Below are 26,273 nucleotides of genomic sequence, written 5' to 3'. Positions count from 1 at the left end.
GTCGTCCGGCACGATCGAGGCGCCCCCCGGTCGGCGGTGCCGACACGGGAGACGCCTCGCTCTTGTGCGCGGGGATCAGGCGGCCTGGGCCGCCGCGCCGCCGGTGCCCTCGGCCGCGACCGCGGCCCGGGCCAGCTCGACGATCGCCGCGAAGGCGGCGGCGTCGTTGACGGCCAGGTCGGCCAGGATCTTGCGGTCGACCTCGATGCCGGCCAGACGCAGGCCCTGGATCAGGCGGTTGTAGGTCATCCCGTTGGCCCGGGCGCCCGCGTTGATCCGCTGGATCCACAGCTGCCGGAAGTCGCCCTTGCGGTCACGACGGTCCCGGTAGGCGTACTGCATCGAGTGCAGCACCTGCTCCTTGGCCTTGCGGTACAGCCGGGAGCGCTGACCGCGGTAACCGCTCGCGGTCTCCAGCAGGGTACGACGCTTCTTCTGGGCGTTTACAGCCCGCTTGACGCGTGCCATCTCAACTCCTTCTTACGTAAAGGTGGCGCGCGTCAGCGGCCGAGCAGCTTCTTGATGCGCTTGACGTCGGCCTTGGCCAGCACGACCGTGCCGGTCAGCCGGCGGGTCTGGGTGGAGGGCTTCTTCTCCAGGTTGTGGCGGAGGCCGGCCTGCTGGGCAACGATCTTGCCCCTGCCGGTGACCTTGACCCGCTTACCCATACCCGTGTGGCTCTTCATCTTCGGCATGTGGAACGTCTTCTCCCCTGTTACTCGCCGCTGGTGTCGGCGGCGGTGCCGGTGTCACCGGCTGCTGCGGTCTCGCCGGCCGCCGCGGTCTCATCGGCTTCCGGGGCAGCGGACTCGTCCGCGCCCCGCTCCCGAGGTGCACCGCGGGACGCCGTAGCGGCGACCGCGGAGGCCTTGACGGCCCGATGCGGAGCGAGAACCATGATCATGTTTCGACCGTCCTGCTTCGGAGCGGCCTCGACGTATCCCAGTTCCGTGATCTCGGATTCGAGCCGGCGCAGGAGCCGGTAGCCCAGCTCCGGGCGGCTCTGCTCGCGACCGCGGAACATGATCGTCACCTTGACCTTGTCGCCCGCCTTGAGGAACCGCACCACGTGACCCTTCTTGGTCTCGTAGTCGTGCGGGTCGATCTTCGGTCGGAGCTTCATTTCCTTGATGACGGTCTGCTGCTGGTTACGCCGCGCTTCGCGCGCCTTGAGTGCGCTCTCGTACTTGAACTTGCCGAAGTCCATGAGCTTGCACACCGGCGGGCGCGCCATCGGCGCAACCTCGACCAGGTCCAGATCGACGTCCGCGGCCAGCTGAAGGGCGCGCTCCAGTGGGACGATGCCCACCTGCTCACCCTCGGGGCCGACCAGTCGGACCTCACGTGCCCGGATCTGCTCGTTCACGCGTGGTTCGACGCTGATGGGGCCTCCTCGAGTCGTTTCTGCTCTTTCACCGACCCCCGCGGCTCCCGGGTGGGAACCGACCCGGAAAGCAGAAGGCCCCGGCGTATGCCAGGGCCCGCTCGACCGGTCGGCACGATCACAGGATCGCGCATCCGGAACCGGAACGTGCCCGGAACCGGGGACCGGACCCGGCCACCGTAGCGGCGACTCGGGTGGGAGCAGGCGCTCCGCTTTCGTGGCTGTCTGCTCGCACGCGGAGACAGCCTGGTCGACTCGATAACACTACACCGACGTCCCGGCCGCTCCCAAACCGGACACCCCACGACCGCGCCCGGTCCCGGCTGGGTTTCGGCCGCGTCCGCCCCGTGCCACTCAAGATCCGCACAGTTTCCCGAAACTGCTGTCTCCCAGCGCGCTGAGTCAGCACTTTCGGGGAAGTTGCGCGGATCTTGAGTGGCACGGCCCACGAGCACCGCAGAGCGGGTGGGCGCAGCGTGGAGGCCCGTCAGCGGCCGGTGGCGCGCTCGGTGAGGCGGGCCAGGTGCGCCTGGTGCAGTCGCCGCAGCGCACGGACCCCTTCGACGGCCGACTCCTTGTCGGCTGCCTGCAGGGCGATCATCGGCAGCAGGTCGTCGTCGTGCAGCTCCAGGCTGGCCCAGGGCGCGCCCCGGTCGAAGCGGACGCCCCGGACGACCTCCCAGGGCAGCTCGTACGAGCTGATGACGTTGCGCACCCGGACACCACGGGCGTCAGCCTCCACCCGAGGGCGGGTGAACAGCAGAAAGCCCAGAGCGCCGAAGATGCCCAGACCGACCATGGCGATCTGGTCACCGCGCTGGAAGCTGCCGTAGCCGTCGCCGGTCGGCCCACTCAACGAGGTGGCAACCAGACCGAACACCACCACCAGCGCGACCGCCGAGGACCAGCAGACCACCCGGATGCGGCGGGGCTTCAGGCGGATCAGCTCGGTTTCACTCACCCCACCAGTCTGCCATCCACCCCCGCCCGGCGACCGCACCACCCGCCGAGCACCCGCCAGCGCGGCAGACTCACCCGGCGAGCCACCGCACCGCGCCGCCTGCGCCGCCTACGCCGACTGCGCCGCTCCCCCGCCGCGCCGCTCCCCGCCGCACCGCTCCCCCCAAGATCGCGCTCGATCAGGGATCCAGTGGCCTCGGGTGCTGGTGGAAGCCACTACTTCCATGTTCGAGCGTGATCTCCCACGGTCCGGCGTGATCGTCACCGGGTCACCTGGGTGTCACAGGCGCCACGGGCGGTAGATCCACTCGAGATCAGCGATACGGGGGTGTCCCGCACGGGCGGACACCCCCATATCGGCGATCCCGAATCGATCAAGCAGGCCTCAGGCCCACCAACCCGGCGCTCCCGACGCGGGTCGAGCGGGCCGACCAGCCCGGGCGACCACCCCAGCCACAAGCACGTGCAGCGCCCGGCAGGGTCAGAGCCGGCAGGCGTGGATATTGGTGACCAGGATGGCCCGGGCGCCCAGCTCGTACAGCTCGTCCATGATCCGGTGCACGTCGTCGCGGAGCACCATCGCCTGCACGGCCACCCAGCCCTCCCGGTGCAGCGGCGACACCGTGGGCGACTCGATGCCGGGGGTCAGCCCGCTGGCCCGGTCCAGCAGGCCGGCCGGCACGTCGTAGGCGAGCATCACGTACCGGCGGGCCACCAGCACGCCGTGCAGGCGGCGCAGCAACTGCTCGGCCTGCGCGTGCCCCGACGCGCCGGCCCGGCGGACCAGCACCGCCGAGGAGCGCAGCAGCGGCTCGCCGAAGACCACGAGGCCCGCCTGGCGCAGGGTGGCGCCGGTCTCCACCACGTCGGCCACCACGTCGGCGACGCCGAGCCGGACGGCGTTCTCCACCGCGCCGTCCAGGCGGATCACGTCGGCCTTGACGCCCAGCTCGCCGAGGTGCCGCTCGACCAGCCCCGGGTACGCGGTGGCGATGCGGTGCCCGCCCAGGTCGCGTATCGAGGCGATGTCGTCGGGGCGGGCGGCGAAGCGGAAGGTGGCCTGGCCGAAGACGAGGTCGACGACCTCCTCGGCCGGCGCGGCCGAGTCGATCAGCAGGTCCCGGCCGGTGATCCCGAGGTCGAGGTCACCGGACCCGACGTAGGTGGCGATGTCCTTGGGACGCAGGTAGAAGAATTCGACGTCGTTGGACTCGTCCCGGCAGACGAGGTCCTTGGGCTCGGTGCGCTGGCGGTAGCCCGCCTCGCGCAGCATCTGGGCGGCCGGTTCGGCCAGGGTGCCCTTGTTGGGAATGGCGACACGCAGCATGACGGAGTGCTCCTTCGATCCGGATGGCGATCAACGAGTGGGGCACTCACAGATGTCGGTAGACGTCCTTGAGTTCGAGACCGCTGGCCAGCATCAGCACCTGCACCTGGTAGAGCAGTTGGGAGATCTCCTCGGCGGTGCGCTCCGGCCCCTCATGCTCGGCGGCCATCCACGACTCGGCCGCCTCCTCGACGACCTTCTTGCCGATGAAGTGCACCCCCTTGTCCAGGGCGGCGACGGTGCCCGAGCCCGGGGTGCCGGCGGCGGCCTTGGCCTGCAGCTCGGCGAACAACTCCTCGAACGTCTTCACGGAACGCGATTCTTCCAGCCGGACGGTCAGCCGCTGAAGCCGACCCGCTGGCCGTTTCGGGCAAGAGTGCGGACAGCCAGCGCGGCGTCGAGCGCGGCGACGGTGGCCGACCAACCCTTGTCCTCCGCCGACCCGGGCAGCCCGGCCCGGTCCCGGGCCTGCTCGATGGTCTCCACGGTGAGCACCCCGTGCGCCACCGGCTTGCCCTCGTCCAGCGCCACCCGGGTCAGCCCGTCGGTGACCGAACGGCAGACGTAGTCGAAGTGCGCGGTGGCGCCGCGGACCACCACGCCGAGTGCGACCACCACGTCGCAGCGGCGCGCGAGGGCCTGGGCGACCACCGGCAGCTCGACCGAGCCGGCGACCCGGGCCACCACGGAGCGGGCGCCGCACGCCTCGGCGGCGGCCACCGCCCGCTCCAGCATGTGGTCGGTCAGCTCGCCGTGCCACCGGGCCGCCACCACCCCGACGGTCAGCCCCGCGGCGTCCACCGCGTCGACCCCCGGCTCACCGAAACCCGCCATCGTCATGCTCCGATCTCATCGTTGGCGACCGGACGCCCCAGCGGCGCCTCGCTCACCTCGTCCAACTCGTCCAGCAGGTGACCCATCCGGTCCCGCTTGGTGCGCAGGTAGCGCAGGTTCTCCGGGTGCGCGCCGGCCGGCAGCCCCTCCCGGCCGGTGATCGTCAACCCGTAGCCCTCCAGCCCGGCCCGCTTGGCCGGGTTGTTGGTCAGCAGCCGCATCGAGCGCACGCCCAGGTCGTAGAGGATCTGCGCGCCGGTGCCGTAGTCCCGGGCGTCGGCCGGCAGACCCAGGTCGAGGTTGGCGTCCACGGTGTCCCGGCCCAGGTCCTGCAACTGGTACGCCTGGAGCTTGTGCAGCAGCCCGATGCCGCGTCCCTCGTGCCCGCGCACGTAGAGCACCACGCCCCGGCCCTCGCGTGCGACGCGGGCCAGCGCGGCGTCCAGCTGCGGCCCGCAGTCGCAGCGCAGCGAGCCGAACACGTCCCCGGTGAGGCACTCGGAGTGCACCCGGACCAGCACGTCCTGGCCGTCACCGAGGTCACCCAGCACCATCGCGACGTGCTCGGCCGGGTCGTGCTCGGCGCGGTAGCCGAGCGCCCGGAACACCCCGTGGCGGGTCGGCATCCGAGCTTCGGCGACCATCTCGACCTGCTTCTCGTTTCGCCGCCGATACGCGATCAGGTCAGCGATGGTGATCAGCGTGAGGCCGTGCTCGGCGCAGAACTTCTCCAGGTCCGGCAACCGCATCATGGTGCCGTCGTCGTTGACCAGTTCGCAGAGCACGCCCGCGGGGCGCAGCCCGGCGAGCCGGGTCAGGTCCACCGCCGCCTCGGTGTGCCCGGGCCGGCGCAGCACGCCGCCCTCGCGGGCCCGCAGCGGCACCACGTGCCCGGGCCGGGCCAGGTCCGTCGGGTCGGTGCCCGCGTCGGCGAGCAGCCGGATGGTGTGCGCGCGGTCAGCGGCCGAGATGCCGGTGCTGATCCCCTCCCGGGCGTCCACGGTCACCGTGTACGCGGTGCCGCGCCGGTCCTGGTTGGTGTGGTGCATCGGCGGCAGGTCGAGCCGGTCGGCCTCGCTCTCGGTGAGCGGCACGCAGATGTAGCCGGACGTGTAGCGGACCATGAACGCGAGCAGCTCCGGCGTGGCCAGCTCTGCCGCGAAGATCAGGTCGCCCTCGTTCTCCCGGTCGGCGTCGTCGACCACGACGACCGGCCGACCGGCCGCGATCTCGGCGACCGCCTGCTCGATGCTGGCGAACGTACTCATGCGACGGCCTCCGTGTAGGTGGGCGGGAGTGCGGCAGCCGGCCGGGTGGCACGCGAGGTGCGCCACCAGGCGGCGAAGCCCCAGGCGCAGAATGCGCCGTAGACCAGGTACATGGCCGCCGACGGGTAGAACCCGCCGCGCAGCAGCAGTGGCACGCCGACGGCGTCCACCGCGATCCAGACCAGCCAGAACTCCACCCAGCCGCGCGCCATGCCGTAGGTGGCCAGCAGGCTGCCGGTGAGGATCCAGGCGTCCGGCAGCGGGCCCCAGGAGCCCAGTGCGGCGAGCACCGGGTACGCCACGGCGGTGCCGACGGCGGCGGCCAGCAGCATCGCCAGCCGTTCCCGCCCGGTGGCCCAGCGCGGCAGCACCGCGGCGTGTCCGGCGTCGCTGCGCCGGTTGCGTTGCCAGCGCCACCAGCCGTAGACGCTGACCGCGAAGAAGAACACCTGCCGGCCGGCCTGCCCGTAGAGGTCATGGTCCTGCGGGGTGGCGAACACCCCGCCGAGGAAGACGGTGAACAGCAGCGCGTTACCGATCATGCCGACCGGCCAGGCCCAGACCACCCGACGCAGGCCGAGGAGCGCGGAGACCAGCCCGAACACGTTGCCGACGATCTCCCGGACCAGCACCGGCGAGCCGGCCACCTGCACCTGGGCGTCCAGGAGCCAGCCGAGCGGGCCCATCAGACGGCCCCGCCTGTGCCGGCGGCCGTGGCGGCGTCGTCGGCCAGCCGGGCGCCGAGCAGCCGCTCGACGTACTTGGCCAGCACGTCCACCTCCAGGTTGACCGGGTCGCCGACGCCCTTCGCGCCGAGCGTGGTCAGCTTGAGCGTGGTCGGGATCAGACCGACGGAGAACTCGTCGGCACCCACCTCGGCGACGGTCAGCGAGACGCCGTCGATGGTGATCGAGCCCTTCTCCACCACGTACCGGGCCAGGGCGGCGGGCAGCCGGAACCGGACCGTCTCCCACTGCTCGGCCGGCTCGCGGGAGATCACCTCACCGACCCCGTCCACGTGGCCCTGCACCAGGTGCCCGCCGAGCCGGCTACCCAGCGCGGCGGCCCGCTCCAGGTTGACCGGATCGCCGGGGCGCAGCGCGCCCAGCGCGGAGCGGCGCAGCGTCTCCCCCATCACGTCCGCGGTGAAGACACCGTCCGCCGCCTCCACCACGGTCAGGCAGACGCCGTTGACCGCGATGGAGTCGCCATGGCGGGCGTCGGAGGTGACCAGCGGGCCGCGTACGGCGACCAGCGCCGAATCGCCCGCCGTCGACGACACCCGGACGACCTCGCCCAACTCCTCGACAATGCCGGTGAACATGTCAGCCCTCTCTCTTCCGGGGCAACGCGGTGATCCGGAGATCCGGACCGATCTGCGTAACGTCGACGAACTCCAAATCGATGGCCTCGGCGATGGTGCTCACGCCCGCGTCGACCAGGGCGGTCGGGCCGGCGCCGAGCAGCCGGGGCGCGACGTACCCGACGATCTTGTCGACCAGGCCTGCGGCGAGGAACGCTCCGGCCAGCCGGGGGCCGCCCTCCAGCAGCACCGCGCGGACCCCGCGCTGGTGCAGCGCCGCGAGCAGCGCCGGCAGGTCGACCCGGCCGTCCGGGCCCGCGCCCACCTCGGCTGCGGTCGCGATCCACGTGCGCGCGGCGCCGTCGCGGACCCGGGCGTCGGCCGGGGTACGCCCCGAGCTGTCCACCACCACCCGCAGCGGCTGCCGGATGGCCAGGCTGCCGTCGCGCAGGTTGCGGGCGGTCAGTCGGGGATCGTCGGCGAGCACGGTGCCGACCCCGACGATGACCGCGTCGACCGTGCCGCGCAGCGCGTGCACGTCGATCCGGGCCGCCTCCGAGGTGATCCACATGCTGGTTCCGTCCGCCGCCGCGGACCGGCCATCCACCGTGGCGGCGTACTTCCAGATCACGTACGGCCAGCCCCGGCGCATCGAGGTCAACCAGGCGACGTTGCCGGCCTCGGCCTCGTCGCCGCGTATTCCCAGGTCCACCCGGACCCCGGCGGAGCGCAGCGTGGCGGCGCCGCCGGTGGCCACCGGGTTCGGGTCGGGTACGGCGATGACCACCCGGCCCACGCCGGCCTGGACCAGCGCGGTACTGCAGGGACCGGTGCGGCCGGTGTGGTCACAGGGTTCCAGGGTGACCACGGCGGTGCCGCCGCGGGCGCGCTCCCCGGCCTGGGCCAGCGCGACGATCTCGGCGTGCGGCCCCCCGGCGTAGGCGTGGAAGCCCTCGCCGACGACCGTGCCGTCCGCGTCGAGCAGCACGCAGCCGACCACTGGGTTGGGGCTGGTGGTTCCCAGCCCGCGCGCCGCCAGCTCGATCGCGCGTCGCATCGCCTCATCGACGGAGACGCTGGCCATCGCCCTGTCCCTGCCCTCTCACTCGCCGGTCCGCGCGGGCGGTCAGGGAGGCGGCATGGGGCCGCAGGGCATGCGGCGGCGGAGTCCGGGTACGGCGCAGCCGCCCCGGGGGGTCGGCACGGCACGCTGAAGCCAGCGGCCGGCTCGGACCCGTCCGTCCCGCGCGCTGTCTCCCATCCGGACTGTCTGGGCGCGGACGAACCGCCCCCAACCGTCGGCCCCGGATTTTCACCAGGTCCACCGGACGGCAGAGCCGTCCGGGTCGCGGGCTGACCACGGTCGGACCGTGGATCACCGCCGGTTCGGAATTTCACCGAGTCCCGCCAGCGCGTGGTGGGTACTTGGGCAGTCTTACACGCAAACGGGGGTGTGCCGCCACCGAGGCGAGCTACTTCACAGCCGGATCACGCTCACGTGACGCCGCGCCGCCGGTCCACCGCCACGTACGACCCGGGCTGGCTCTTGGCGACCGTCTTCATCTCGGAGGCCACCGCGATGGCCTCGAGCGGGTCGGTGAACCGTTTGCCGGCGTCGGAGAGGGAGACGCCGATGGAGAGGGTGACCAGGGCGGCCCGGCGGATGGTGCCGCGCCGGTCCTTCAGCTCGACGAAGCCGCGCTCCCGGTCGGTCGGGTCGTAGAGCGTGTCGGCCGCCTTCTCGAAGTCGACCACCGCCCGGGAGGTGAGCGAGCGGACCTGGTCCGGGGCGCAGACGATGACGAAGTCGTCGCCGCCGACGTGGCCGAGGAACGCCGGTGGCAGACCCACCGCCACCACCGCCCGGTGCAGGCTGCGGGCCAGCGCGGAGATGAAGTCGTCGCCGCGGACGAAGCCGTACCGGTCGTTGACGCTCTTGAACCGGTCGATGTCGATGTAGCCGACCGCGTAGTCGACACCGTGCCGGACCCGGTCGCTGATCTCCCGGCGGATCCGGCTGTTGCCGGGCAGCCCGGTCAGCGGGGAGACCTCCCGGAACTCCTTGTTGCGGCGCAGGGTCGAGGAGACCCGGGCCACCAGCTCGGCGGTGTCGAACGGCTTGACCAGGTAGTCGTCGGCGCCGGCGCTGAGCCCGTGCACCTTGTCGACGGTCATCCCCTTGGCCGTCAGCATGATCACCGGCAGGGCGGAGGTCATCGGGTTGGCGCGCAGCCGCCGGGTCAGCTCCAGCCCGTCGATCCGGGGCATCATCAGGTCGACCACGGCCAGGTCGGGCCGCTGCCGCTCGATGACCTCGAGGGCCTCCTGGCCGTCGCTGGCGTGGATCACCTCGAAGCCGTGCAGCCGCAGGTTGAACTCGACGAAGCGGGCGATGTCCGCGTCGTCGTCCACGACGAGGATGATGTCCTTGCGGTCGCCCTCGGGGTCCACCTCAGGCCCCGGGAGCCGCGCGTTCCGCCAGCGCCCGCAGGTGGCGTACCGCCTCGGCCGGGTCGGCGGCACCGTAGACGGCGGTGCCGGCCACGAACGCGTCGGCGCCCGCGGCGGCCGCCTGCTCGATGGTGTCGGCGGCGATCCCGCCATCCACCTCGATGCGCAGCTCCAGGTGCCCGGCGTCGACGTGCCGGCGGGCGGCGCGGACCTTGTCCAGCAGCTGCGGGAGAAACCGCTGCCCGCCGAAACCGGCCTTGATCGTCATGATCAGCAGGGTGTCGAAGCTGGGCAGCAGGTCCAGGTACGGCTCGATCGGGGTGTCCCGGTCGATGGCCAGGCCGGCCTTCGCGCCGGCGGAGCGCAGGTCCTTGGCGAGCGCCACGGGGTCGTCGCACGCCTCGGCGTGGAAGGTCACGTTGTACGCCCCGGCGTCGGCGTAGCCGGGGGCCCACCGGCGCGGGTCCTCGATCATCAGGTGCACGTCGAACGGCAGCGCGGTGACGGCGCGCAGGCTCTGCACCACGGGCAGTCCGATGGTCAGGTTCGGCACGAAGTGGTTGTCCATCACGTCCACGTGCAACCAGTCCGCGGCGTCCTCGACGGCACGGACCTCTTCGGCGAGGCGGGCGAAATCGGCGGCCAGGATGCTCGGCGCGACGATTGGCGGCGGTACGGTCACGGGGCCAGTGTACGAACGCGGCGACACGCCGCCCGCATCGCGGCACCATCGGGGACGCGCTGTGATCCAGCGGTGACCAGTGGTGCAGGATTGGCCGGTCCGGACCGCCGGATCCGGACGAACAGAGATCAGCGGTTGGCCGATCGACGGAAACGCGACGACACTCCAACGGGGACGGTGCCGTAGGCTGCACGCCCGCCGGGGTCTCGCCGCGGGGCGCGGTGACCGGCCGCCAGCTCCCGGGAGGGCGGACGATGCGACGGTGGCTCGGAGCGCTGGCGCTGGCCGGCGCCACGACGATGCTGCTGGCCGGCTGCGGGCCGGCGCGGGGCGCGGACGGTGACCTCACCGACGACTGGCCGGCGCTGCGGACCCCGAAACCGTTCACACCCGCCACCGACACCTGCCTGCCCCGGATCACCTCGATCGTGCAGGCCAGCACGTACGAGACGGTGGACTGCGCTCGCAGCCACCTGGCCGAGGCGATCCACGTCGGCACCTTCACCGGTCCCGCCGCACTCGCCGACGCCCGGCCGCAGCCGGGGTCGCCGGCACTGCGAACCGCCCGCGGCGAGTGTGACCAGCGGGCCCGGGAGGTGCTCGGCGGCGACTGGCACACGGCGCGGCTCACCCTGTCCCTGTCGCTGCCCTCGGCACCGGCCTGGGCCGGTGGCGCGCGCTGGTTCCGCTGCGACCTCAGCGAGACCAACAGCATCGACAACACCCGGCCGGTGAACCGCACCGGTAGCCTGCGCGGCGCGTTGATCGGTGACACGCCGCTGACCCACCGCTGCTTCGACCCCAAGTTGATCGGCGACAACCTCAACTACATGGCGCCGGTGCTCTGCACCGAGCCGCACCGCGCCGAGTTCGTCGGCGTCTACCTGGAACGGGACATGAGCTGGGCGGACTTCAGCCGCTCCGCCGAGCAGGTGCACCGGCGCTGCATGGCGTTGATCGCCGCGTACGCCGCGGTGCCGAACAACAGCGACCTGCCGTACCGGGCCGGGTCCATCTATTACCCACCGTCGCAGCGGGAGTGGGAGGAGGGTGACCGTGGGGTGCGCTGTTTTCTGTGGAGCGATGACCGCAAACTCACCCGCTCGATGCGCAATGCGGGCCCACAGGGACTGCCCGCCATCTGAGCACCGGTGCCGTATGCTGCTGCGCCGTGGCGTTACCGACCGGCTGGTGGCCGGCCGGAGACCACCAGCGGCGGGAGGTCGGGGGATGCGACGGTGGTTGGCGGCGGTCGCCGCGGGCGCGGCGGTGGCCCTGGCGCTGGCCGGGTGTGGCGCACCCGCCGGAGTCGACCGGGACCTCATCGACGACTGGCCGGCACCCGTCGCGGCGCAGCAGTTCGTTCCCGCCGCCGAGGTCTGCCACCACGACGCCCAGCAGGTCGGCTACCTGACCGGCTACAACCCGGTGGCGTGCACCGAGTCGCACCGGGTGGAGACCATGCACGTCGGCACCCTCAGTGGTCCGGGCACGGACCGCGGGACTCCCCCACCGCCCGGCTCGGTCGGCATGCGGACCGCGCAGGCCGGCTGCGACAAGGAGGTCAGCAAGGCGGTGGGCGCCGACTGGCGCTCCGGGCGCCTCGGCCTGACCGTCGTGCTGCCCTCCGCGCCGGCCTGGGCCGGTGGGGCCCGCTGGTACCGCTGTGACGTCACCGAGATCGCTAGCATCGACGACACCTCCGTCGGCCTGCGCACCGGCAGCCTGCGGGGGGCGCTGACCGGCGCGGCGCCGCTGGCGTACCGCTGCTTCAACCCCAAGCTGGTCAAGGACGACATCGACGAGATGGTGCCGGTCTCCTGCACCAGCCGGCACCACGCCGAGTTCGTCGGGATCTGGCAGGCCCCGGACATCAGCTACGCCGAGTTCAACCGCACCACCAAGCGGACCCACCGGGCCTGCCAGACGGTGACCGCCAGGTATGCCAAGGTGCCGGACAACTCCCAGCTCGACTTCCGCACCGGGACGATCTACTACCAGCCGTACGAGCAGGAGTGGAAGAACGGCAACCGTGGGGTGCAGTGCTTCCTGTGGATCAGCGACCGGAACCTGACCCGCTCGATGAAGGGCGCCGGCACCAAGGGCCTCCCGGTCACCTGACCAACCGCGCGGTTCTGATAGGAAGGGCCCCTCGTCAACACCTGGCGTTGACGAGGGGCCCTTCCTTTCAGAACCGGGGACGCCTCAGCCTCGGCGCAGGACGGCGAGGAACATCGCGTCGGTGCCGTGCCGGTGCGGCCAGAGCTGCACGGTGGGACCGTCGCCCAGGCCCGGCATACCGGCCGGCAGCAGCGGCCGGGCGTCCACGAAGTCCACCGGCATCCCGCTGCGGCGGGCCGCCTCGGTCACCGTCACGTGGGTCTCCACTGTGTGCGGCGAGCAGGTGACGTAGGCGACCAGCCCGCCGGGACGGACCGCACGCAGCGCCGCACCGAGCAACTCCCGTTGCAGCCGGGTCAGCGGCGGCAGGTCGGAGGGCTGGCGACGCCAGCGCGACTCCGGCCGGCGGCGCAGCGACCCCAGCCCGGTGCACGGGGCGTCCACCAGCACCCGGTCGAAGTGCCCCTCCGGCAGCTGCGGGTCGGCCCCGACCTCACGACCGTCCATGGCCAGCACGGTCACCGGCAGACCCCTGGTCGCCTGGGAGACCAGCCGGGCCCGGTGCTCGGCCACCTCCACCGCGGTCACCCGGGCGCCGCGCTGCGCGGCCAGCGCGCCGAGGAGCCCGGCCTTGCCGCCCGGACCGGCGCACAGGTCCAGCCAGTGCCCGTCCGGGCCGTCCAGCGGCGCGTCGGCGAGCGCGCTGGCCACCAGCTGGGAGCCCTCGTCCTGGACGTGGGCCCGGCCGTCGACCACCGCCGGCACGTCGCCGGGCGCGCCGCCGGGCAGATAGACGGCGTACGGCGAGAATGCCCCGGGCGCCCCGCCCACCTGGTCGGCCAGCTCCATCGGGTCGATCAGGCCGGGCCGGGCACACAGGTGCACCGGCGGACGCTCATTGTCCTCGATCAGCAGCCGGGCCGTCTCGCCCAGATCGCCGTCGAGCGCCTCGGAGAAGGCCCGCACGATCCACTGCGGATGGCTGTACGCCAGCGCCAGGTGCCCGATCGGGTCGGTCTCCATCGGCGGGGCGAGCTTCGCCACCCAGCCGTCCACGTCAAGGGTGGACACCTCGCGCAGCACCGCGTTGGCGAACCCGGTGGCGCCCGGCGCGACCGCGCGGACCAGGTCCACGGTCGATGAGACCGCGGCGTGCGGGGGCACCCGGGTGTGCAGCAGCTGGTACGCCCCGAGCCGCAGCGCGTCGCGCACCGGCGGGTCGATCCGGGCCACGTCCCGGCCGGCCGCGTCGGTCAGGATCGCGTCCAGGGTGCCCAGGTGGCGCAGGGTGCCGTAGGTCAGCTCGGTGGCGAAGGCCGCGTCCCGGCCGTACAGCCCCTCCTCGCGCAGGATGGTGGGCAGCACCAGGTTGGCGAACGCGTCGTCGCGGTGCACCGCGGCGACCGCCTCGTACGCCGCACGCCGCGGGCGGTCCAGCGGCGGCCGGACCGGCCGGCGGTCCCCGCCGCGACCGGCCGACGGGCCACCACGCGTCGGGCGCGTCCCCTCCGGGGCCGTCACGCGAACTCCTCGCCGGTGCTGACCCGGACGCCGCGCGCCCAGTCGGTCGCCGCCATGGCCCGCTTGCCGGCGGCCCGGACCTCGCCCAGTCGCACCGGCACGGTGGCCGTGCCGGCCAGCACCCGGGCCTTCTCCACCAGCAACTCCCCCGGCTTCAGGTCGGGACCGTCGGCTGCCGCCACCACCGGGCCGAGCTTCACCCGCTCGCCCCGGAAGGTCGTCCAGGCGCCCGGGGCCGGGGTACAGGCCCGGATCCGCCGGTCCACCGCGAAGGCCGGGTCGGTCCAGCGCACGCGAGCATCCTCCACGGTCAGTTTCGGTGCCAGCGACACCCCGTCGGCCGGCTGCGGCTCGGCCCGGGCGGTGCCGTCGGCGATCGCGTCGAGCACCGCCACCAGCAGCCCGGCGCCGGACTCGGCGAGACGCCCCAGCAGGTCACCGGAGGTGTCGCCGGGGTGGATCTCGTCGGTCAGGGTGCCGAAGACCGGCCCGGTGTCCAGGCCCTGCTCCAGCTGGAAGACGCTGGCTCCGGTCAGCTCGTCACCGTGCAGCACCGCGTGCTGCACGGGCGCGGCGCCGCGCCAGGCGGGCAGCAGCGAGAAGTGCAGGTTGATCCAGCCGTACCGGGGGATCTCCAGCGCGGCCGGCGGCACCAGCGCGCCGTAGGCGACCACCGGCACGCAGTCCGGTGCCAGCTCGCGCAGCCGGTCGAGGAACTCCGGGTCACGGGGGCGGGCCGGGGTGAGCACCTCGATGCCGTGCTCGTCGGCCCACTCGCCGACCGGGGAACGGGACAGGCCGCGCCCGCGCCCGGCGGGCGCGTCCGGCCGGGTGACCACCGCGACCAGCTCGTGCCCGGAGGCGGCGACGGCGGCCAGGGCGGGGACGGCGACGGCCGGCGTACCGGCGAAGATCACACGCATCCGGGTCACCGACCCAGGCCGAAGGGGCTGCCCGCGGCGTGCGGGTTGACCTTGACCACCGGCGGGGCGGACGGGTCGTACCACTCGGCCTGGCGGATCGCCTTCATCGCCTCCTTGCGACCGGCGGCGTCGAGCCGGTCCAGGAAGAGCACGCCGTCGAGGTGGTCGGTCTCGTGCTGCACGCAGCGGGCCATCAGCCCGGTGCCGACGATCTGGAGCGGGTCGCCGTAGCCGTTGAAGCCCTTGGCGATCACGTTCTGCCGGCGCTTGGTGTCGAAGTAGAGCCCGGGGATGGACAGGCAGCCCTCCGGGCCGTCCTGCTCCTCCTCGTCGGGGAATTCGAGCACCGGGTTGACCAGGTGCCCCAGCACGTCGTCGACGTCGAAGGCGAACACCCGCAGGCCCACACCGAGCTGCGGCGCGGCCAGGCCGGCGCCGTTCTGCTCACGCATCGTGTCGGTCAGATCGGTGATGAGCCTACGCAGCTCGACGTCGAAGTCGACCACCGGATCGGCCGGCGTGCGCAGCACCGGATCCCCAAACAGACGGATGGGCTGGACGGTCACGCGGGACGGCTCCTTCATGGGGTGGGACGAGCGGTGCGTACCAGTCTACGGAGTGCCTGGGTGGGCGCCGGCCGGCGTACCTCGATCGGCCACCGCGGGTGTGCCCAGCGTCACCGGCAGGCTCTGGTATCCGCGCAGGGTCAGCCGGGTCCGGTGCCGGGGCGTCCCGGCCAGGGCCAGCTCGGGCAGCCGGCGCAGCAGCATCGGGAAGGCCAGCTGTGCCTCCAGCCGGGCCAGCCCGGCGCCGAGACAGTAGTGCGGGCCGGCGCCGAAGGAGAGCGGGTGCGCCTGGTCGCGGGTCGGGTCGAAGCGCTGCGGGTCGGGGAACCGGCGGGGGTCCCGGTTGGCCGCACCGAGCAGCAGCAGCGCCGTGCTGCCGGCCGGCAGGTCGAGCCCGCCGCAGCGCACCGGCGCGGTGCTGGTCCGGGTGGTCAGCTGCACCGGCGAGTCGTAGCGCAGCAGCTCCTCGACGTATGCCGGGGCGAGCCCGGGGTCGGCGCGCAGCGCGGCGGCGGCCCCGGGGTGCCGCAGCAGCACCACCAGGCCGTTGCCGAGCAGGTTGGTGGTGGTCTCGAAGCCGGCGACCAGCAGCACCACCAGGTTGGCCAGCAGCTCGTCGCCGGTGAGCCGGTCGCCGTCGGTGTCGTGCAACTGGACCAGCGCCGTGGTCAGGTCGTCGGCCGGCGTCCGGCGGCGGGCGGCGACCAGCTCGGTGAAGTACGCGCGCAGCTCGGCGGCGCCGGCGTCGGCGACGGCCAGCTCCTCGGCGGTGATCTCCGGCTCCAGCACCCCGGTCAGGTCGCCGGCCCAGCGGCGGAACAGCGGCCGGTCGGTGGCCGGCACGCCGAGCAGCGCGCAGATCACCCCCACCGGCAGCGGGTACGCGAAGTCGGCCAGCACGTCGACGGGAGCGCCGTCCGCGGCACGCTCCAGCATGTCGTCGAGCAGGGCCTCCGCCTGGGCACGCACCACCTGGCGCATCCCGGCGATCCGGCGCGGGCTGAACGCGCCAGCGGCGAGCCGGCGCATCCGGCTGTGGTCGGGCGGGTTGGTCCGCAGCATGGACCGGGCGATCGACGAGATCGCCGGGCTCTCGCGCCAGTTGGGCCACACCTGGTCCCGCAGCGCGTCGTCCAGCACGCCGAGCCGGGGGTCGCGCAGCAGCTCGTCGGCCTCCGGGTAGCCGGTCACCACGTACAGGCCGGGCAGGGCCTGCACCACCGGTCCGTGCGCCCGCAGCCGCTCGTACGTCGGGTACGGGTCGACCCGCCCCTGCGGCGACATGAGCAGTGTGAGCGCCTCGGCAGCCTCCATGGCCGGCCTCCCCGTCGATGCGTCGGAGGCTCCATCATGCCCACGTCGGCGACGCCTGGCATCCTCCGGAGCGGGGAGCGGGGTCAGGCGCTGGCGCCCGGGTCTCCCGCGAGGACCGCGTCGCCGCCGAGCAGCGCGGGCTCCGGCAGCGGCAGCTGGATCTTGTGGGCGGCCTCCCAGTCGTAGACCAGGCCGGGGCGCACCTGCGCGACGAAGTAGTCGATCGCGCTCATTCCGCCCACCACCGGCTCGTCGACCTCCGCCACGAGCTGGGCGGGGACCAGGGAGAAGCCGTTCTGCAGGGCGGCGCTGAGCCGGCGGTGACCGTCGACGACGAAGAAGTACTCACCGGTGAACCCGATCTTCAGCGGCTCCAGCGCCGCGTCGCCGGCCTCGGCAACGTCGCCGACGAACTCGGAGTCCCACAGCCCGCGCAGGGTGGCGATGTCCTCGGTCGGGTAGATCCGGGCCGGGTCCAGCAGCAGCAGCGGCGGGCCGTCGCGCAGCACCTCGCCGCCGAGCGTCCCCTCGTACGCGCCGATGATGTGCTCGACCACCTCAGGGGCCGAGGCGCGGGTGGTGTCGCAGATCAGGTCATAGTTGCGCAGTCGGGCCTTGTCCACCCCGTACCGGATGATGAACCGGTTGCGCTCGCTCTCGCTGCGCTCGCGCAGCTTGGCCTTGGCCTCCTCCAGCGTGGCGTAGCTCTCCGCCGGCCCAGAGGGCCGGGCCAGCACGCGGCGGGCCGCCTCACCCGGCTCGGTGATCATGTGCACCTTGAGCGCGTCGGTGAAGAAGTGCCACGCCAGCCGGGAGTCCATGACGAGGTGCTCGCCGGAGGCGGCGATGTCCCGTTGGAGCTGGTCGACGTAGCCGTCGACGGCCTGGTCGAGCTCGGCGTGCAGGTTGAGTTGCAGCGCGGTCATCTGTCGCTGCTGCGCCATCTCCCGGTAGAGGTCACCCACGCTGACCCTGCGCATGCCGAGCCGCTTGGCGATCTCCACCGACACGGTGCTCTTGCCGCTGCCGAGGTCGCCGTTGAAGACGATCGATTGTCGAACGGTCACGACTGGTCCACCCCTGATCACCGGCTCTTTGACATCATCGACATCGCGTCCGACCGACGCGTTCCCGCCATCGTCGCTGCCATCCTGCGACGGCTCCAGCTCGGCGCTTCTGACGCCGCGCCGCGAAGATCCGTCGTGCGCCCGGGCATGACGGGCGATGCTACCACCCCGGCGCCAGCGCTTTGCCGGACGCGGTGTGCGAGGGCCTGGGCTCCGGCGCAGGTCGGCGGCCCGCCGGCGCCCGCCGGCCGGCTCAGAACAGGCTCAGCGGATCGACCTGGAGGCGGACCGGGTCGGCGGCCTTTCGGGCCGCGCGCGCCCCCGCGGCCGAGTGCAGCGCCTCGGCCAGCGCGGCGGCCCGGGCCCGGGGCACCCGCACCAGCATCCGCTCGCGGCCCTCCTCGGCCGGCACCGGCCCGAGCACCTCGGCGTCGTCGGGCAGCCGGGCCGCGTCGAGCAGGTCGGCCACCGCCTCGGCCGCGCCGGTGACGCTGGCCATCCGTACCGCCGGCGGGAAGCCCAGCTCGCGGCGCTCGGCCAGTTCCCGGCCGGCGAACCAGCCGGCGTCCCAGCGCAGCAACGCCTGCACCGGGGCGAGCGCGCCGTCGGCGACCACCACCACCCGGCCGGCCGGGGCCGGGCGGGCCAGCGCCGCGGCGGCCAGCCAGCGGCGCAGCGCCTCCTCGCCGGCGCGCAGGTCGGCCCGGGTCAGCAGGGCCCACGAGTCGAGCAGCAGCACCGCGCCGTAGCCGCCCTCGGCGACCGGCTCGGCGCCGGGCGTGGCGACCACCAGGGCCGCGCCGCCGGGCACGTCGCTCAGCACCTCCTCGCGGCCCGAGGTGCGCACCGGCACGCCGGGGAACGCCCGGCCCAGCTCCTCGGCGGTACGCCGGGCGCCGGTCACCGCGGCCCGCAGCCGCCGGCCACCGCACTCGGGGCAGGCGTACGCGGCGGCCACCCGGGCGCACCAGCGGCAGGCCGGGGTGCCGCCGGCCGAGGGCAGCGCGAGCGGGCCGGCGCAGTGCGCGCAGCGGGCCGGGGTGCGGCAGTCCGCGCAGGCGATCGAGGGCAGGTAGCCGCGCCGGGGCACCTGCACCAGCACCGGCAGGTCCGCCCGGAGGGCGTCGCGGGCGGCCGTCCAGGCCAGGCTGGGCAGCCGGGCGGTGGCCGCCCCGGGGTCGCGGGCCAGTTGCGGGTCATCGCCGGTCGGCGCGATGGCCGGGATACGGGCCCGCACGGTCGCCCGGTCGGCGACCACCTCCCGCGCCCAGCCGGTCTCCACCAGCAGCTGCGCCTCGGCGGTGCGGGCGTATCCGCCGACCAGCGCGCCGGCCTCGGCGAGCTGGGCGCGGGTGAGCAGCACGTCCCGGGCGTGCGGATAGGGGGCCCGGGGCTCGGCGTGCAGGTCGTCGCCGTCGTCCCAGACGGCGACCAGGCCGAGCCGGTCCACCGGGGCGAACATCGCCGCCCGGGTGCCGATCACCACCGGCACCTCCCCGCGCCGGGCGGCGAGGAACGCGCGGTAGCGCCGGGCCGGACCGAGCGCGGCGGAGAGGGTGACGTGCCGTCCCGGGCCGAGCACGCCGGTGAGCGCGGCGTCCAGCCGAAGGAGGTCGCGGGCGTCGGCCACCACGACGACGGCGCCGCGGCCTCCGGCGACGGTGGCGGCGACCGCGTCGGCGTAGCGGGCGGCCCAGTCCTCGCCGGGCAGCGCCGACCAAACGGCCCGGGGCGCCCGGCCGTCGGTGAGCGCGCGCAGGAGCGCCGGACCGGTCGGGTAGTCCTCCCACCCGCGCGGGTCGATCACCAACCCCGGTCCGCCGGGCGGTCCCGCCCCGTGCTCGACGGTCGTTGTCGTCACGGACCCGGGTTCGGCGGGCGCCGAGCTGGAGGACCCGGAATCGTCGGTCCGGGGCTTCATCGTCGCCGTCGGCTCGGCGCTGGCGGGGTCGCAGGGGGCGCTCGCGGCCGGGTCAGCGGCACCGTCGGCGGCGGCCGCAGGTGCGGGCGAGCCGCCGCGGGGCTCCTTCTCGACCCGGGCGTGCCGGGGTGGCACGGCGAGCCGCAGCACGTCGGCGAGGCTGCCCGCGTACCGGTCGGCGACCGCGCGGGCCAACCGGGCGATCTCGGGCGCCAGCACCGGCTCCGGCGAGACCACCTTCTCCAGGTAGGCGAGCCGGCCGGTGTGCCCGGAGTCGTCGGCGCGGGCCAGCAGCCAGCCGTCGACGAGCTGCCCCGCGAAGCGCACCTTCACCCGGGTGCCGGGCACCGCGACGGCGTCCAGCTCGGCCGGCACCAGGTAGTCGAACGGCCGGTCCAGGTGCGCCAGCGGGACATCCACGCAGACGCGCGCGACCGGCGACCCTTCCGCGGGTCGCCGGTCGCTGCGCCTGGTGGCGGTCAGGCTCCCGCGGCCGACTTGAGGTCGGCGGCCCGGTCGGTGCTCTCCCAGGTCAGGTCCGGCAGCTCGCGGCCGAAGTGGCCGTACGCGGCGGTCTGCTGGTAGATCGGGCGGAGCAGGTTGAGGTCCCGGATGATCGCGGCCGGGCGCAGGTCGAACACCTCGGTGACGGCCTTCTCGATCGAGGAGACCGGCACGGTCTCGGTGCCGAACGTCTCGATGAACAGGCTCACCGGGTGCGCCTTGCCGATGGCGTACGCGACCTGGGCCTCGCACCGCTCGGCCAGGCCGGCGGCGACCACGTTCTTGGCCACCCAGCGCATCGCGTACGCGGCCGAGCGGTCCACCTTGGACGGGTCCTTGCCGGAGAACGCGCCGCCGCCGTGCCGGGCGTACCCGCCGTAGGTGTCGACGATGATCTTGCGACCGGTCAGCCCGGCGTCGCCCATCGGGCCACCGATCTCGAACCGGCCGGTCGGGTTGACCAGCAGCCGGTAGCCGTCGGTGTCCAGACCGAGGCTCTCCAGCTCCGGAGCGATGACGTGGTCGCGCACGTCCGGGGTGAGCAGCGACTCCAGCGAGATGTCCGCGGCGTGCTGGCTGGACACGACCACGGTGTTGAGCCGGACCGGGCGCAGCCCCTCGTACTCGATGGTCACCTGGGTCTTGCCGTCCGGGCGCAGGTACGGGATGGTGCCGTCCTTGCGCACCGCGGCGAGCCGGCGGGCCAGCCGGTGTGCCAGCGCGATCGGCAGCGGCATCAGCTCGGGCGTCTCCGAGCAGGCGAAGCCGAACATCATGCCCTGGTCCCCGGCGCCCTGTGCGTCCAGCGCGCTCTCCGAGGCCCCGGTGCGCAGCTCGAAGGCATTGTCCACGCCCTGCGCGATGTCCTCGGACTGCGCGCCGATGGAGACGCTGACCCCGCAGGAGGCGCCGTCGAAGCCCTTCTTCGAAGAGTCGTAGCCGATGTCGAGGATGGTCCGGCGGACGATCGTCGGGATGTCGGCGTACGCCTTGGTGGTGACCTCACCAGCGATGTGCACCTGCCCGGTGGTGATCATGGTTTCCACCGCCACCCGGCTGTGCGGATCCTCGGCGAGCAGGGCGTCGAGGATGCCATCGCTGATCTGGTCGGCGATCTTGTCCGGGTGGCCTTCCGTGACCGATTCGGACGTGAAGAGGCGGCGTGTCACGGCACTCCTAAGCGTGTGAAGTCGTTCCGCGGCAGTCTAGTCACCGCTGCGGCGGGTGTCGGGATCGGTCGCGCCCTGTTCCACCCGTCAGGAGCGGCCGGGCAACCGCGCCACGACGAGATCCCAGACGGAGTCGGCCACATCCTCCTTGGCCTGCTCCGGCAGCCGGCTGACCGAGCCATCCGCGCCGATGACCGTCACCGTGTTGGTGTCGGCGCCGAAGACCTTGTCCACGCCGACCTCGTTGACCACGATCAGGTCGGCCCGTTTCCGGGTGAGTTTCGCCCGGCCGTTGGCCTCCGCATCGCCGGTCTCGGCGGCGAACACCACCAGCACCTGCTCCGGTCGTTTGCGCTGGCCGAGCTCTGCCGCGATGTCCGGGTTCGTGACGAGCTCGATGGTGGGCGCGTCACCGTCGTCCGACTTCTTGATTTTGCCAGGCGCGTACGTCGCCGGCCGGAAATCAGCCGGAGCCGCCGCCATCACCACCGCATCGGCCTCGACGGCGGCCTTCAGCGTCGCCTCCCGCAGCTCGCCGGTGGTGCCCACCCGGACCAGGTCGACCCCGGCCGGGTCGGCGAGGGAGACGTTGGCCGCGATCAGGGTGACCCGGGCACCCCGGGCGACGGCCGCCCGGGCGAACGCGTAGCCCTGCTTGCCGGAGGAGCGGTTACCGAGGAAACGGACCGGGTCCAGCGGCTCGCGGGTGCCACCCGCGGTGACCACCACCCGGCGGCCGGCCAGGTCGGTGGGTGCGGGCCCGCCCCGGGCCAGGACCCGACGGGCGACCGCGAAGATCTCCGCCGGGTCGGGCAGCCGGCCCTTGCCGGTGTCGACGCCGGTGAGCCGGCCGACGGCCGGCTCGATGACCCGGACACCACGGGCGCGCAGCGTGGCGACGTTGGCCACGGTGGCCGGGTGCTCCCACATCTCGGTGTGCATGGCCGGAGCCAGCACCACCGGGCAGCGCGCGGTCAGCAGCGTGTTGGTCAGCAGGTCGTCGGCGAGCCCGTGGGCGGCCTTGGCGAGCAGGTCGGCGGTGGTCGGCGCGACCACCACCAGGTCGGCCTGCTGGCCGAGCCGCACGTGCGGCACCTCGTGCACGTCGGACCAGACGTCGTCGGCGATCGGCTGGCCGGAGAGCGCTGCCCAGGTCGGCGCTCCGACGAAGCGGAGCGCCGACGCGGTCGGCACCACGCGAACCCGGTGACCCGATTCGGTGAAGAGCCGCAGCAGCTCGCAGGCCTTGTAGGCGGCGATGCCGCCGCCGACCCCGAGGACGATCCCGGCGGACATCGACGCCGGGGGCTTACGGCTGGTCGGTCGGCTCAGCGGTGAGCAGGCCCCCGTTGATCTCGCGCATGGCGATGGAGAGGGGCTTCTCCTGGGGGGTGGTCTCGACGAGCGGGCCGACGTACTCCAGCAGGCCCTCGCCGAGCTGGCTGTAGTAGGCGTTGACCTGGCGCGCGCGCTTGGCGGCGAAGATGACCAGCGCGTACTTCGACGTCGTCTTCTCGAGGAGCTCGTCGATCGGCGGGTTGGTGATGCCTTCGGGGTTGGCGATGGATCCCACGAATTAACCTCTGCGTCTTTCGAGCCGCGCGGACGCGGTGCTGAGTCTCAACGGCAGCCGGCTGTCAGCCGCGCACGCGCGACCAGGCCGGATCCGGATAAGAAGAACCGAGTAAGCCTACCAGCTCGGCAACCACGCGATCGGTGAGGTCGTGGGTCAGGGCGTGCTCGAAGGTCGCCGCCACGGCGGCGTCGGGTCGGTGACCGGGCGGGCTCAGCAGCACCAGCCGGGCGTCGGGTAATCGCGCCCGGACCAGCTGGGCGCCGGTCACGTCGAGCGGGAGCAGCACCGGCTGCCCCGCGTCGAGCCGGGCGCGCAGCGGCGGGTACGGGGTGCCCCGGCGGTGCGGGCCGATCCGGGACCACTCCAGCAGCTCGCCGGCGGCCACCCGGCGGTCGAACTCCGCGGGAGCGAGGAAGACCCGGTCCTCCCCGTCGATCTCCCGCTCCCGGCGCGGCCGGGTGGTCGCCGGCACCGGGATCCACACGGACGGAGAACGCGCCCGGACGAGCTCGACGACACTCTCCCTGCCGGAACCCGAAGGTCCAGCCAGGACAGTGAGCCGAGCCGCCGGGCGCGCCTCGTCATCCGTGCTCACTGCTTGTTTCTACACGCTGCCAGGTTCAGTTGGCGGCGAACTCTCCAAGCAGTGCCTTGCGCTGCTGCTCACCAAGGCCGCGCAGGCGACGGCTGTCGGCGATCTTGAGCTTTTCCATGATCTGGGTAGCCCGGATCTTGCCGATGCCCGGCATCGCCTGCAGGACGGCCGAAACCTTGAGCTTACCCACGACGTCGTCGCTCTCGGCCCGCTCAAGGACGGCACCAAGGGTGGTCTTGCCCTGCTTGAGCTGCTCCTTCAGCTCGGCACGGGCCTTGCGGATCTCCGCGGCCTTCTCGAGCGCGGCAGCGCGCTGTTCGGGGGTCAGTGACGGGAGCGGCACCAGTTCTCCTCAGGTCCCTATCGCGGCGGGCGGGGCGCACCGCCGCATCTGTGAAACGTGGTGTCGCTGTGAACCAAGGGGTCCGTGGTTCCCAGCGCGGGGAAAACTAGCGGTCAACGGAGCTTTCGGCAACGTGGACGCGCGATGATCATCGCAAAGTGACCGAGCCGTCAGTCAGTCACCGGGCTGCCAGAACGCCCCGGCACTCGGCCAGCACCCGGTCCGCGGCAGCCCGCAGGGCGGCGACGTCGGGGCCCGCGGAGAGCACCTCCCGGGAGTACGACGGGAGCACCGCGGCGAGGTTCGAACCGAAGACGGTTCGCAGATCGTCGGCCCCGGCACCCTGCGCGCCGAGCCCCGGCGCGAGCAGCGGACCACCCACCCCGGAGAGGTCGTGTCCGGTGTCGCCGATGGTCGCGCCGACCACCAGCCCGAAGCTGCCGAGAGGGGTCGCACCCCTGTTGAGCTGGGAAATCTCGTCGATCACGGTCTGCGCCACGGTGCGGCCGTCGGCCGTGCAGGCCCGCTGCACGGCGGCTCCCTCCGGGTTCGAGGTGAGGGCCAGCACGAACACCCCGCCGCCGTGCTCGGCGGCCAGCTCGAACATCGGCGCCAGGGAACCGACCCCCAGGTAGGGACTCGCGGTGACCGCGTCGACATACAGCGGACTGGATGGATCAAGATACGCGGAGGCGTACGCGCTGACCGTCGAGCCGATGTCGCCGCGCTTGACGTCCAGCAGAACGAGCGAACCGGCATCGCGTAACTGTCGGATAGTTGACTCAAGAATCGCCACACCGCGGGACCCGAAACGCTCGAAAAAGGCCGACTGAGGCTTGACCACCGCAACCCGGTCACCGAGGGCGTCCACCACGGTCCGGGTGAACCGGTCGAGCCCCTGAACGTCGTCGGTGAGGCCCCAGCGGGCCAGCAGACCGGGATGCGGGTCGATGCCCACGCAGAGCGGTCCCCGCTCGCTCACGGACCGGTGCAGTCGGGTGCCGAAGCTGTCCATCCGGTACTTCCCCTCTCCTCGCCCGGGCGGCAGCCCGCCACGGATAGCTCTGGACCGGTGCTGGGGCCGGCTCAGCCGGCCGCCACCGCCGCCGCCACCCCGGAGGCGATCCGGGCCAGGTCGGCGTCGCCGGTGACGTACGGCGGCATCGTGTAGATCAGGTCGCGGAACGGCCGCAGCCACACCCCCCGGTCGACCGCCGCGGTGGTGGCCGCGCCGAGGTCGACCTCGTGATCGAGTTGGACCACCCCGATCGCGCCGAGGACCCGCACGTCGGCCACGCCCGGCGCGCCACGCAGGGGCTCCAGCCCGGCGCGCAGGCCGGCGCCGATCCTGGCCACCTGCGCCGCCCAGTCTTCGGCTCGCAGCAGCCCGATGGAGGCGTTGGCCACCGCGCAGGCCAACGGGTTGCCCATGAAGGTGGGCCCGTGCGCCAGCACGCCGGTGGCGGAGATCGCCTGGGCGACCTGCGGGGTGCAGAGCGTCGCCGCCAGGGTCAGGTAACCGCCGGTGAGCGCCTTGCCCAGGCACATCACGTCCGGGGACACCCCGGCGTGCTCGGCGGCGAACATCGTGCCGGTACGGCCGAAGCCGGTGGCGATCTCGTCGAAGATCAGCAGGATCCCGTGCGCGCGGGTCACCTCGCGCAGCACCCGCAGGTACCCCGGATGGTGAAAGCGCATCCCGCCGGCGCCCTGCACCACCGGCTCGACGATCACCGCGGCCAGTTCGTGGGCGTGCCGCTCGACCGCGTCCACCAGCGCCGCCACGTACGCCTCGTCGGGCGGATCGGTGAAACCGCCCGGCGGGACCGGGGCGAAGACCTGCCGGGGCAGCACGTCGCCCCAGAGGTGGTGCATTCCGCCCTCCGGGTCGCAGACGCTCATCGGGTGGAACGTGTCGCCGTGGTAGCCGCCCCGCCAGGTGGCCAGCCGGCGCCGCTGCGGCCGGCCGACGGCCCGCTGGTACTGCAGGCACATCTTTACCGCCACCTCGACGCTGACCGAGCCGGAGTCGGCCAGGAAGACGTGCTCCAGGCCGTCCGGGGTCAGCTCGACCAGGGTCCGGGCGAGCTGGACCGCGGGTTCGTGGGTGAGCCCGCCGAACATCACGTGACTCATCCGGCCGAGCTGGTCGGTCACCGCCGCGTCCAACGTCGGGTGCCGGTACCCGTGGATCGCCGCCCACCAGGACGACATCCCGTCCACCAGCGCCCGGCCGTCGGCCAGCCGCAGCCGTACCCCCTCGGCGCTCTGCACCACGTACGGCGGGTTCGCGGGCGGCAGCGCGGCGTACGGATGCCAGACGTGCGCCCGGTCAACGCTCAGAATCTCCTCAGGCGTCACGCGCCCGCTCCCCTCTCCCCGTCCCTCGCCCGCCCGCTCCCGCCCTCTCCCCGTCGCCCGCCCCGCGCCGATCTAGGGCAGCT

At 73.2% G+C, this 26,273-nt stretch carries 28 protein-coding genes and 1 riboswitch; of the genes, 2 read left to right on the top strand and 26 right to left on the bottom strand.

Annotated elements, in window-relative coordinates:
- Positions 1–75: 75 nt before the first annotated feature.
- From rplT to rpe, 13 genes are all read right to left on the bottom strand, one after another.
- Positions 76–468 carry a 50S ribosomal protein L20 gene (gene rplT, locus BUS84_RS34955; protein WP_030335718.1) on the bottom strand — a complete coding sequence of 131 codons (393 nt, stop codon included), beginning with the start codon at positions 466–468 and terminating at the stop codon, positions 76–78.
- Between the two features lie 32 nt (positions 469–500).
- Entirely contained in the window at positions 501–695 is a 195-nt protein-coding gene (rpmI, locus tag BUS84_RS34950; RefSeq protein ID WP_074318594.1) for a 50S ribosomal protein L35, read from the bottom strand.
- Between the two features lie 20 nt (positions 696–715).
- Positions 716–1,366 (bottom strand): translation initiation factor IF-3, encoded by a 651-nt coding sequence (gene infC, locus BUS84_RS34945; RefSeq protein WP_074318593.1) that lies wholly within the window; start codon positions 1,364–1,366, stop codon positions 716–718.
- A gap of 505 nt (positions 1,367–1,871) precedes the next feature.
- Entirely contained in the window at positions 1,872–2,345 is a 474-nt protein-coding gene (locus BUS84_RS34940; protein ID WP_074318592.1) for a PH domain-containing protein, read from the bottom strand.
- A 480-nt stretch (positions 2,346–2,825) separates the two neighbouring features.
- Positions 2,826–3,671: an ATP phosphoribosyltransferase gene (gene hisG / locus BUS84_RS34935; protein WP_074318591.1), complete on the bottom strand. Its 846-nt coding sequence runs from the start codon at positions 3,669–3,671 to the stop codon at positions 2,826–2,828.
- Between the two features lie 46 nt (positions 3,672–3,717).
- Positions 3,718–3,981: a phosphoribosyl-ATP diphosphatase gene (locus BUS84_RS34930; RefSeq protein WP_030335709.1), complete on the bottom strand. Its 264-nt coding sequence runs from the start codon at positions 3,979–3,981 to the stop codon at positions 3,718–3,720.
- Between the two features lie 26 nt (positions 3,982–4,007).
- Entirely contained in the window at positions 4,008–4,505 is a 498-nt protein-coding gene (ribH, locus tag BUS84_RS34925; RefSeq protein ID WP_074318590.1) for a 6,7-dimethyl-8-ribityllumazine synthase, read from the bottom strand.
- 2 nt (positions 4,506–4,507) lie between these two features.
- The gene (locus tag BUS84_RS34920) at positions 4,508–5,773 is read right to left on the bottom strand and encodes a bifunctional 3,4-dihydroxy-2-butanone-4-phosphate synthase/GTP cyclohydrolase II (protein WP_074318589.1); all 1,266 of its coding nucleotides are present in this window, start codon (positions 5,771–5,773) and stop codon (positions 4,508–4,510) included.
- Positions 5,770–6,459: a nicotinamide riboside transporter PnuC gene (pnuC, locus tag BUS84_RS34915; protein ID WP_074318588.1), complete on the bottom strand. Its 690-nt coding sequence runs from the start codon at positions 6,457–6,459 to the stop codon at positions 5,770–5,772. The genes BUS84_RS34920 and pnuC overlap by 4 nt, the downstream gene beginning before the upstream one ends.
- The gene (locus tag BUS84_RS34910) at positions 6,459–7,097 is read right to left on the bottom strand and encodes a riboflavin synthase (protein ID WP_074318587.1); all 639 of its coding nucleotides are present in this window, start codon (positions 7,095–7,097) and stop codon (positions 6,459–6,461) included. Before BUS84_RS34910 ends, pnuC begins: the two co-directional genes overlap by 1 nt.
- Before the next feature lies 1 nt (position 7,098).
- Positions 7,099–8,160, bottom strand: a complete 1,062-nt coding sequence (ribD, locus tag BUS84_RS34905) for a bifunctional diaminohydroxyphosphoribosylaminopyrimidine deaminase/5-amino-6-(5-phosphoribosylamino)uracil reductase RibD (protein WP_074318586.1) — start codon at positions 8,158–8,160, stop codon at positions 7,099–7,101.
- 161 nt (positions 8,161–8,321) lie between these two features.
- Positions 8,322–8,492: riboswitch (FMN riboswitch) on the bottom strand.
- Between the two features lie 78 nt (positions 8,493–8,570).
- Positions 8,571–9,599 (bottom strand): response regulator, encoded by a 1,029-nt coding sequence (locus tag BUS84_RS34900; protein WP_208869802.1) that lies wholly within the window; start codon positions 9,597–9,599, stop codon positions 8,571–8,573.
- Positions 9,529–10,209: a ribulose-phosphate 3-epimerase gene (rpe, locus tag BUS84_RS34895; protein ID WP_074318585.1), complete on the bottom strand. Its 681-nt coding sequence runs from the start codon at positions 10,207–10,209 to the stop codon at positions 9,529–9,531. Before rpe ends, BUS84_RS34900 begins: the two co-directional genes overlap by 71 nt.
- Before the next feature lie 254 nt (positions 10,210–10,463).
- Between rpe and BUS84_RS34890 the strand changes: the two genes are divergently transcribed.
- Positions 10,464–11,354 carry a septum formation family protein gene (locus tag BUS84_RS34890; protein WP_074318584.1) on the top strand — a complete coding sequence of 297 codons (891 nt, stop codon included), beginning with the start codon at positions 10,464–10,466 and terminating at the stop codon, positions 11,352–11,354.
- Between the two features lie 85 nt (positions 11,355–11,439).
- On the top strand, positions 11,440–12,330 hold the full coding sequence (locus tag BUS84_RS34885) for a septum formation family protein (RefSeq protein WP_074318583.1): 891 nt from the start codon (positions 11,440–11,442) through the stop codon (positions 12,328–12,330).
- Between the two features lie 84 nt (positions 12,331–12,414).
- On the opposite strand, the gene BUS84_RS34880 is transcribed toward BUS84_RS34885, so the two are convergent.
- The 13 genes from BUS84_RS34880 to BUS84_RS34820 all read right to left on the bottom strand — a co-directional run bounded on the left by BUS84_RS34880 (position 12,415) and on the right by BUS84_RS34820 (position 26,190).
- Positions 12,415–13,893: an RsmB/NOP family class I SAM-dependent RNA methyltransferase gene (locus BUS84_RS34880; RefSeq protein WP_244298929.1), complete on the bottom strand. Its 1,479-nt coding sequence runs from the start codon at positions 13,891–13,893 to the stop codon at positions 12,415–12,417.
- Entirely contained in the window at positions 13,848–14,774 is a 927-nt protein-coding gene (fmt, locus tag BUS84_RS34875; RefSeq protein WP_074319346.1) for a methionyl-tRNA formyltransferase, read from the bottom strand. Before fmt ends, BUS84_RS34880 begins: the two co-directional genes overlap by 46 nt.
- Before the next feature lie 5 nt (positions 14,775–14,779).
- Positions 14,780–15,340 (bottom strand): peptide deformylase, encoded by a 561-nt coding sequence (gene def / locus BUS84_RS34870; protein ID WP_074319345.1) that lies wholly within the window; start codon positions 15,338–15,340, stop codon positions 14,780–14,782.
- 45 nt (positions 15,341–15,385) lie between these two features.
- On the bottom strand, positions 15,386–16,654 hold the full coding sequence (locus BUS84_RS34865) for a cytochrome P450 (protein ID WP_074318581.1): 1,269 nt from the start codon (positions 16,652–16,654) through the stop codon (positions 15,386–15,388).
- An 83-nt stretch (positions 16,655–16,737) separates the two neighbouring features.
- Positions 16,738–17,721 (bottom strand): AAA family ATPase, encoded by a 984-nt coding sequence (locus BUS84_RS34860; RefSeq protein ID WP_074318580.1) that lies wholly within the window; start codon positions 17,719–17,721, stop codon positions 16,738–16,740.
- A gap of 253 nt (positions 17,722–17,974) precedes the next feature.
- On the bottom strand, positions 17,975–20,062 hold the full coding sequence (locus BUS84_RS34855) for a primosomal protein N' (protein WP_143728608.1): 2,088 nt from the start codon (positions 20,060–20,062) through the stop codon (positions 17,975–17,977).
- 59 nt (positions 20,063–20,121) lie between these two features.
- Positions 20,122–21,315, bottom strand: a complete 1,194-nt coding sequence (metK, locus tag BUS84_RS34850; protein ID WP_074318579.1) for a methionine adenosyltransferase — start codon at positions 21,313–21,315, stop codon at positions 20,122–20,124.
- 87 nt (positions 21,316–21,402) lie between these two features.
- Entirely contained in the window at positions 21,403–22,611 is a 1,209-nt protein-coding gene (coaBC, locus tag BUS84_RS34845) for a bifunctional phosphopantothenoylcysteine decarboxylase/phosphopantothenate--cysteine ligase CoaBC (protein ID WP_074318578.1), read from the bottom strand.
- Positions 22,612–22,624: 13 nt separating this feature from the next.
- Positions 22,625–22,888, bottom strand: a complete 264-nt coding sequence (rpoZ, locus tag BUS84_RS34840) for a DNA-directed RNA polymerase subunit omega (RefSeq protein WP_074318577.1) — start codon at positions 22,886–22,888, stop codon at positions 22,625–22,627.
- Positions 22,889–22,952: 64 nt separating this feature from the next.
- Positions 22,953–23,486, bottom strand: a complete 534-nt coding sequence (locus BUS84_RS34835; protein WP_074318576.1) for a nucleoside/nucleotide kinase family protein — start codon at positions 23,484–23,486, stop codon at positions 22,953–22,955.
- A gap of 25 nt (positions 23,487–23,511) precedes the next feature.
- Positions 23,512–23,829, bottom strand: coding sequence for an integration host factor, actinobacterial type (gene mihF, locus BUS84_RS34830; protein ID WP_007458370.1), 318 nt, complete (start codon positions 23,827–23,829; stop codon positions 23,512–23,514).
- A 178-nt stretch (positions 23,830–24,007) separates the two neighbouring features.
- Entirely contained in the window at positions 24,008–24,844 is an 837-nt protein-coding gene (pyrF, locus tag BUS84_RS34825; protein WP_074318575.1) for an orotidine-5'-phosphate decarboxylase, read from the bottom strand.
- A gap of 71 nt (positions 24,845–24,915) precedes the next feature.
- Entirely contained in the window at positions 24,916–26,190 is a 1,275-nt protein-coding gene (locus tag BUS84_RS34820; protein ID WP_074318574.1) for an adenosylmethionine--8-amino-7-oxononanoate transaminase, read from the bottom strand.
- Between the last annotated feature and the right edge of the window lie 83 nt (positions 26,191–26,273).

The sequence above is a fragment of the Micromonospora cremea genome (assembly GCF_900143515.1).
GTDB lineage: Bacteria > Actinomycetota > Actinomycetes > Mycobacteriales > Micromonosporaceae > Micromonospora > Micromonospora cremea.
The sequence above is the reverse complement of the archived record's forward strand: the minus strand, read 5'-3'. Positions and strand labels throughout refer to the sequence as shown.

Coding starts and splice junctions, on each gene's coding strand:
- rplT (WP_030335718.1), bottom strand. CDS start 468: ATGGCACGCGTCAAGCGGGCTGTAAACGCCCAGAAGAAGCGTCGTACC.
- BUS84_RS34885 (WP_074318583.1), top strand. CDS start 11,440: ATGCGACGGTGGTTGGCGGCGGTCGCCGCGGGCGCGGCGGTGGCCCTG.
- rpmI (WP_074318594.1), bottom strand. CDS start 695: ATGCCGAAGATGAAGAGCCACACGGGTATGGGTAAGCGGGTCAAGGTC.
- pnuC (WP_074318588.1), bottom strand. CDS start 6,459: ATGGGCCCGCTCGGCTGGCTCCTGGACGCCCAGGTGCAGGTGGCCGGC.
- hisG (WP_074318591.1), bottom strand. CDS start 3,671: ATGCTGCGTGTCGCCATTCCCAACAAGGGCACCCTGGCCGAACCGGCC.
- BUS84_RS34920 (WP_074318589.1), bottom strand. CDS start 5,773: ATGAGTACGTTCGCCAGCATCGAGCAGGCGGTCGCCGAGATCGCGGCC.
- BUS84_RS34865 (WP_074318581.1), bottom strand. CDS start 16,654: ATGGAGGCTGCCGAGGCGCTCACACTGCTCATGTCGCCGCAGGGGCGG.
- ribD (WP_074318586.1), bottom strand. CDS start 8,160: ATGGCCAGCGTCTCCGTCGATGAGGCGATGCGACGCGCGATCGAGCTG.
- BUS84_RS34890 (WP_074318584.1), top strand. CDS start 10,464: ATGCGACGGTGGCTCGGAGCGCTGGCGCTGGCCGGCGCCACGACGATG.
- ribH (WP_074318590.1), bottom strand. CDS start 4,505: ATGGCGGGTTTCGGTGAGCCGGGGGTCGACGCGGTGGACGCCGCGGGG.
- pyrF (WP_074318575.1), bottom strand. CDS start 24,844: ATGGACAGCTTCGGCACCCGACTGCACCGGTCCGTGAGCGAGCGGGGA.
- BUS84_RS34910 (WP_074318587.1), bottom strand. CDS start 7,097: ATGTTCACCGGCATTGTCGAGGAGTTGGGCGAGGTCGTCCGGGTGTCG.
- coaBC (WP_074318578.1), bottom strand. CDS start 22,611: ATGTCCGCCGGGATCGTCCTCGGGGTCGGCGGCGGCATCGCCGCCTAC.
- fmt (WP_074319346.1), bottom strand. CDS start 14,774: ATGCGTGTGATCTTCGCCGGTACGCCGGCCGTCGCCGTCCCCGCCCTG.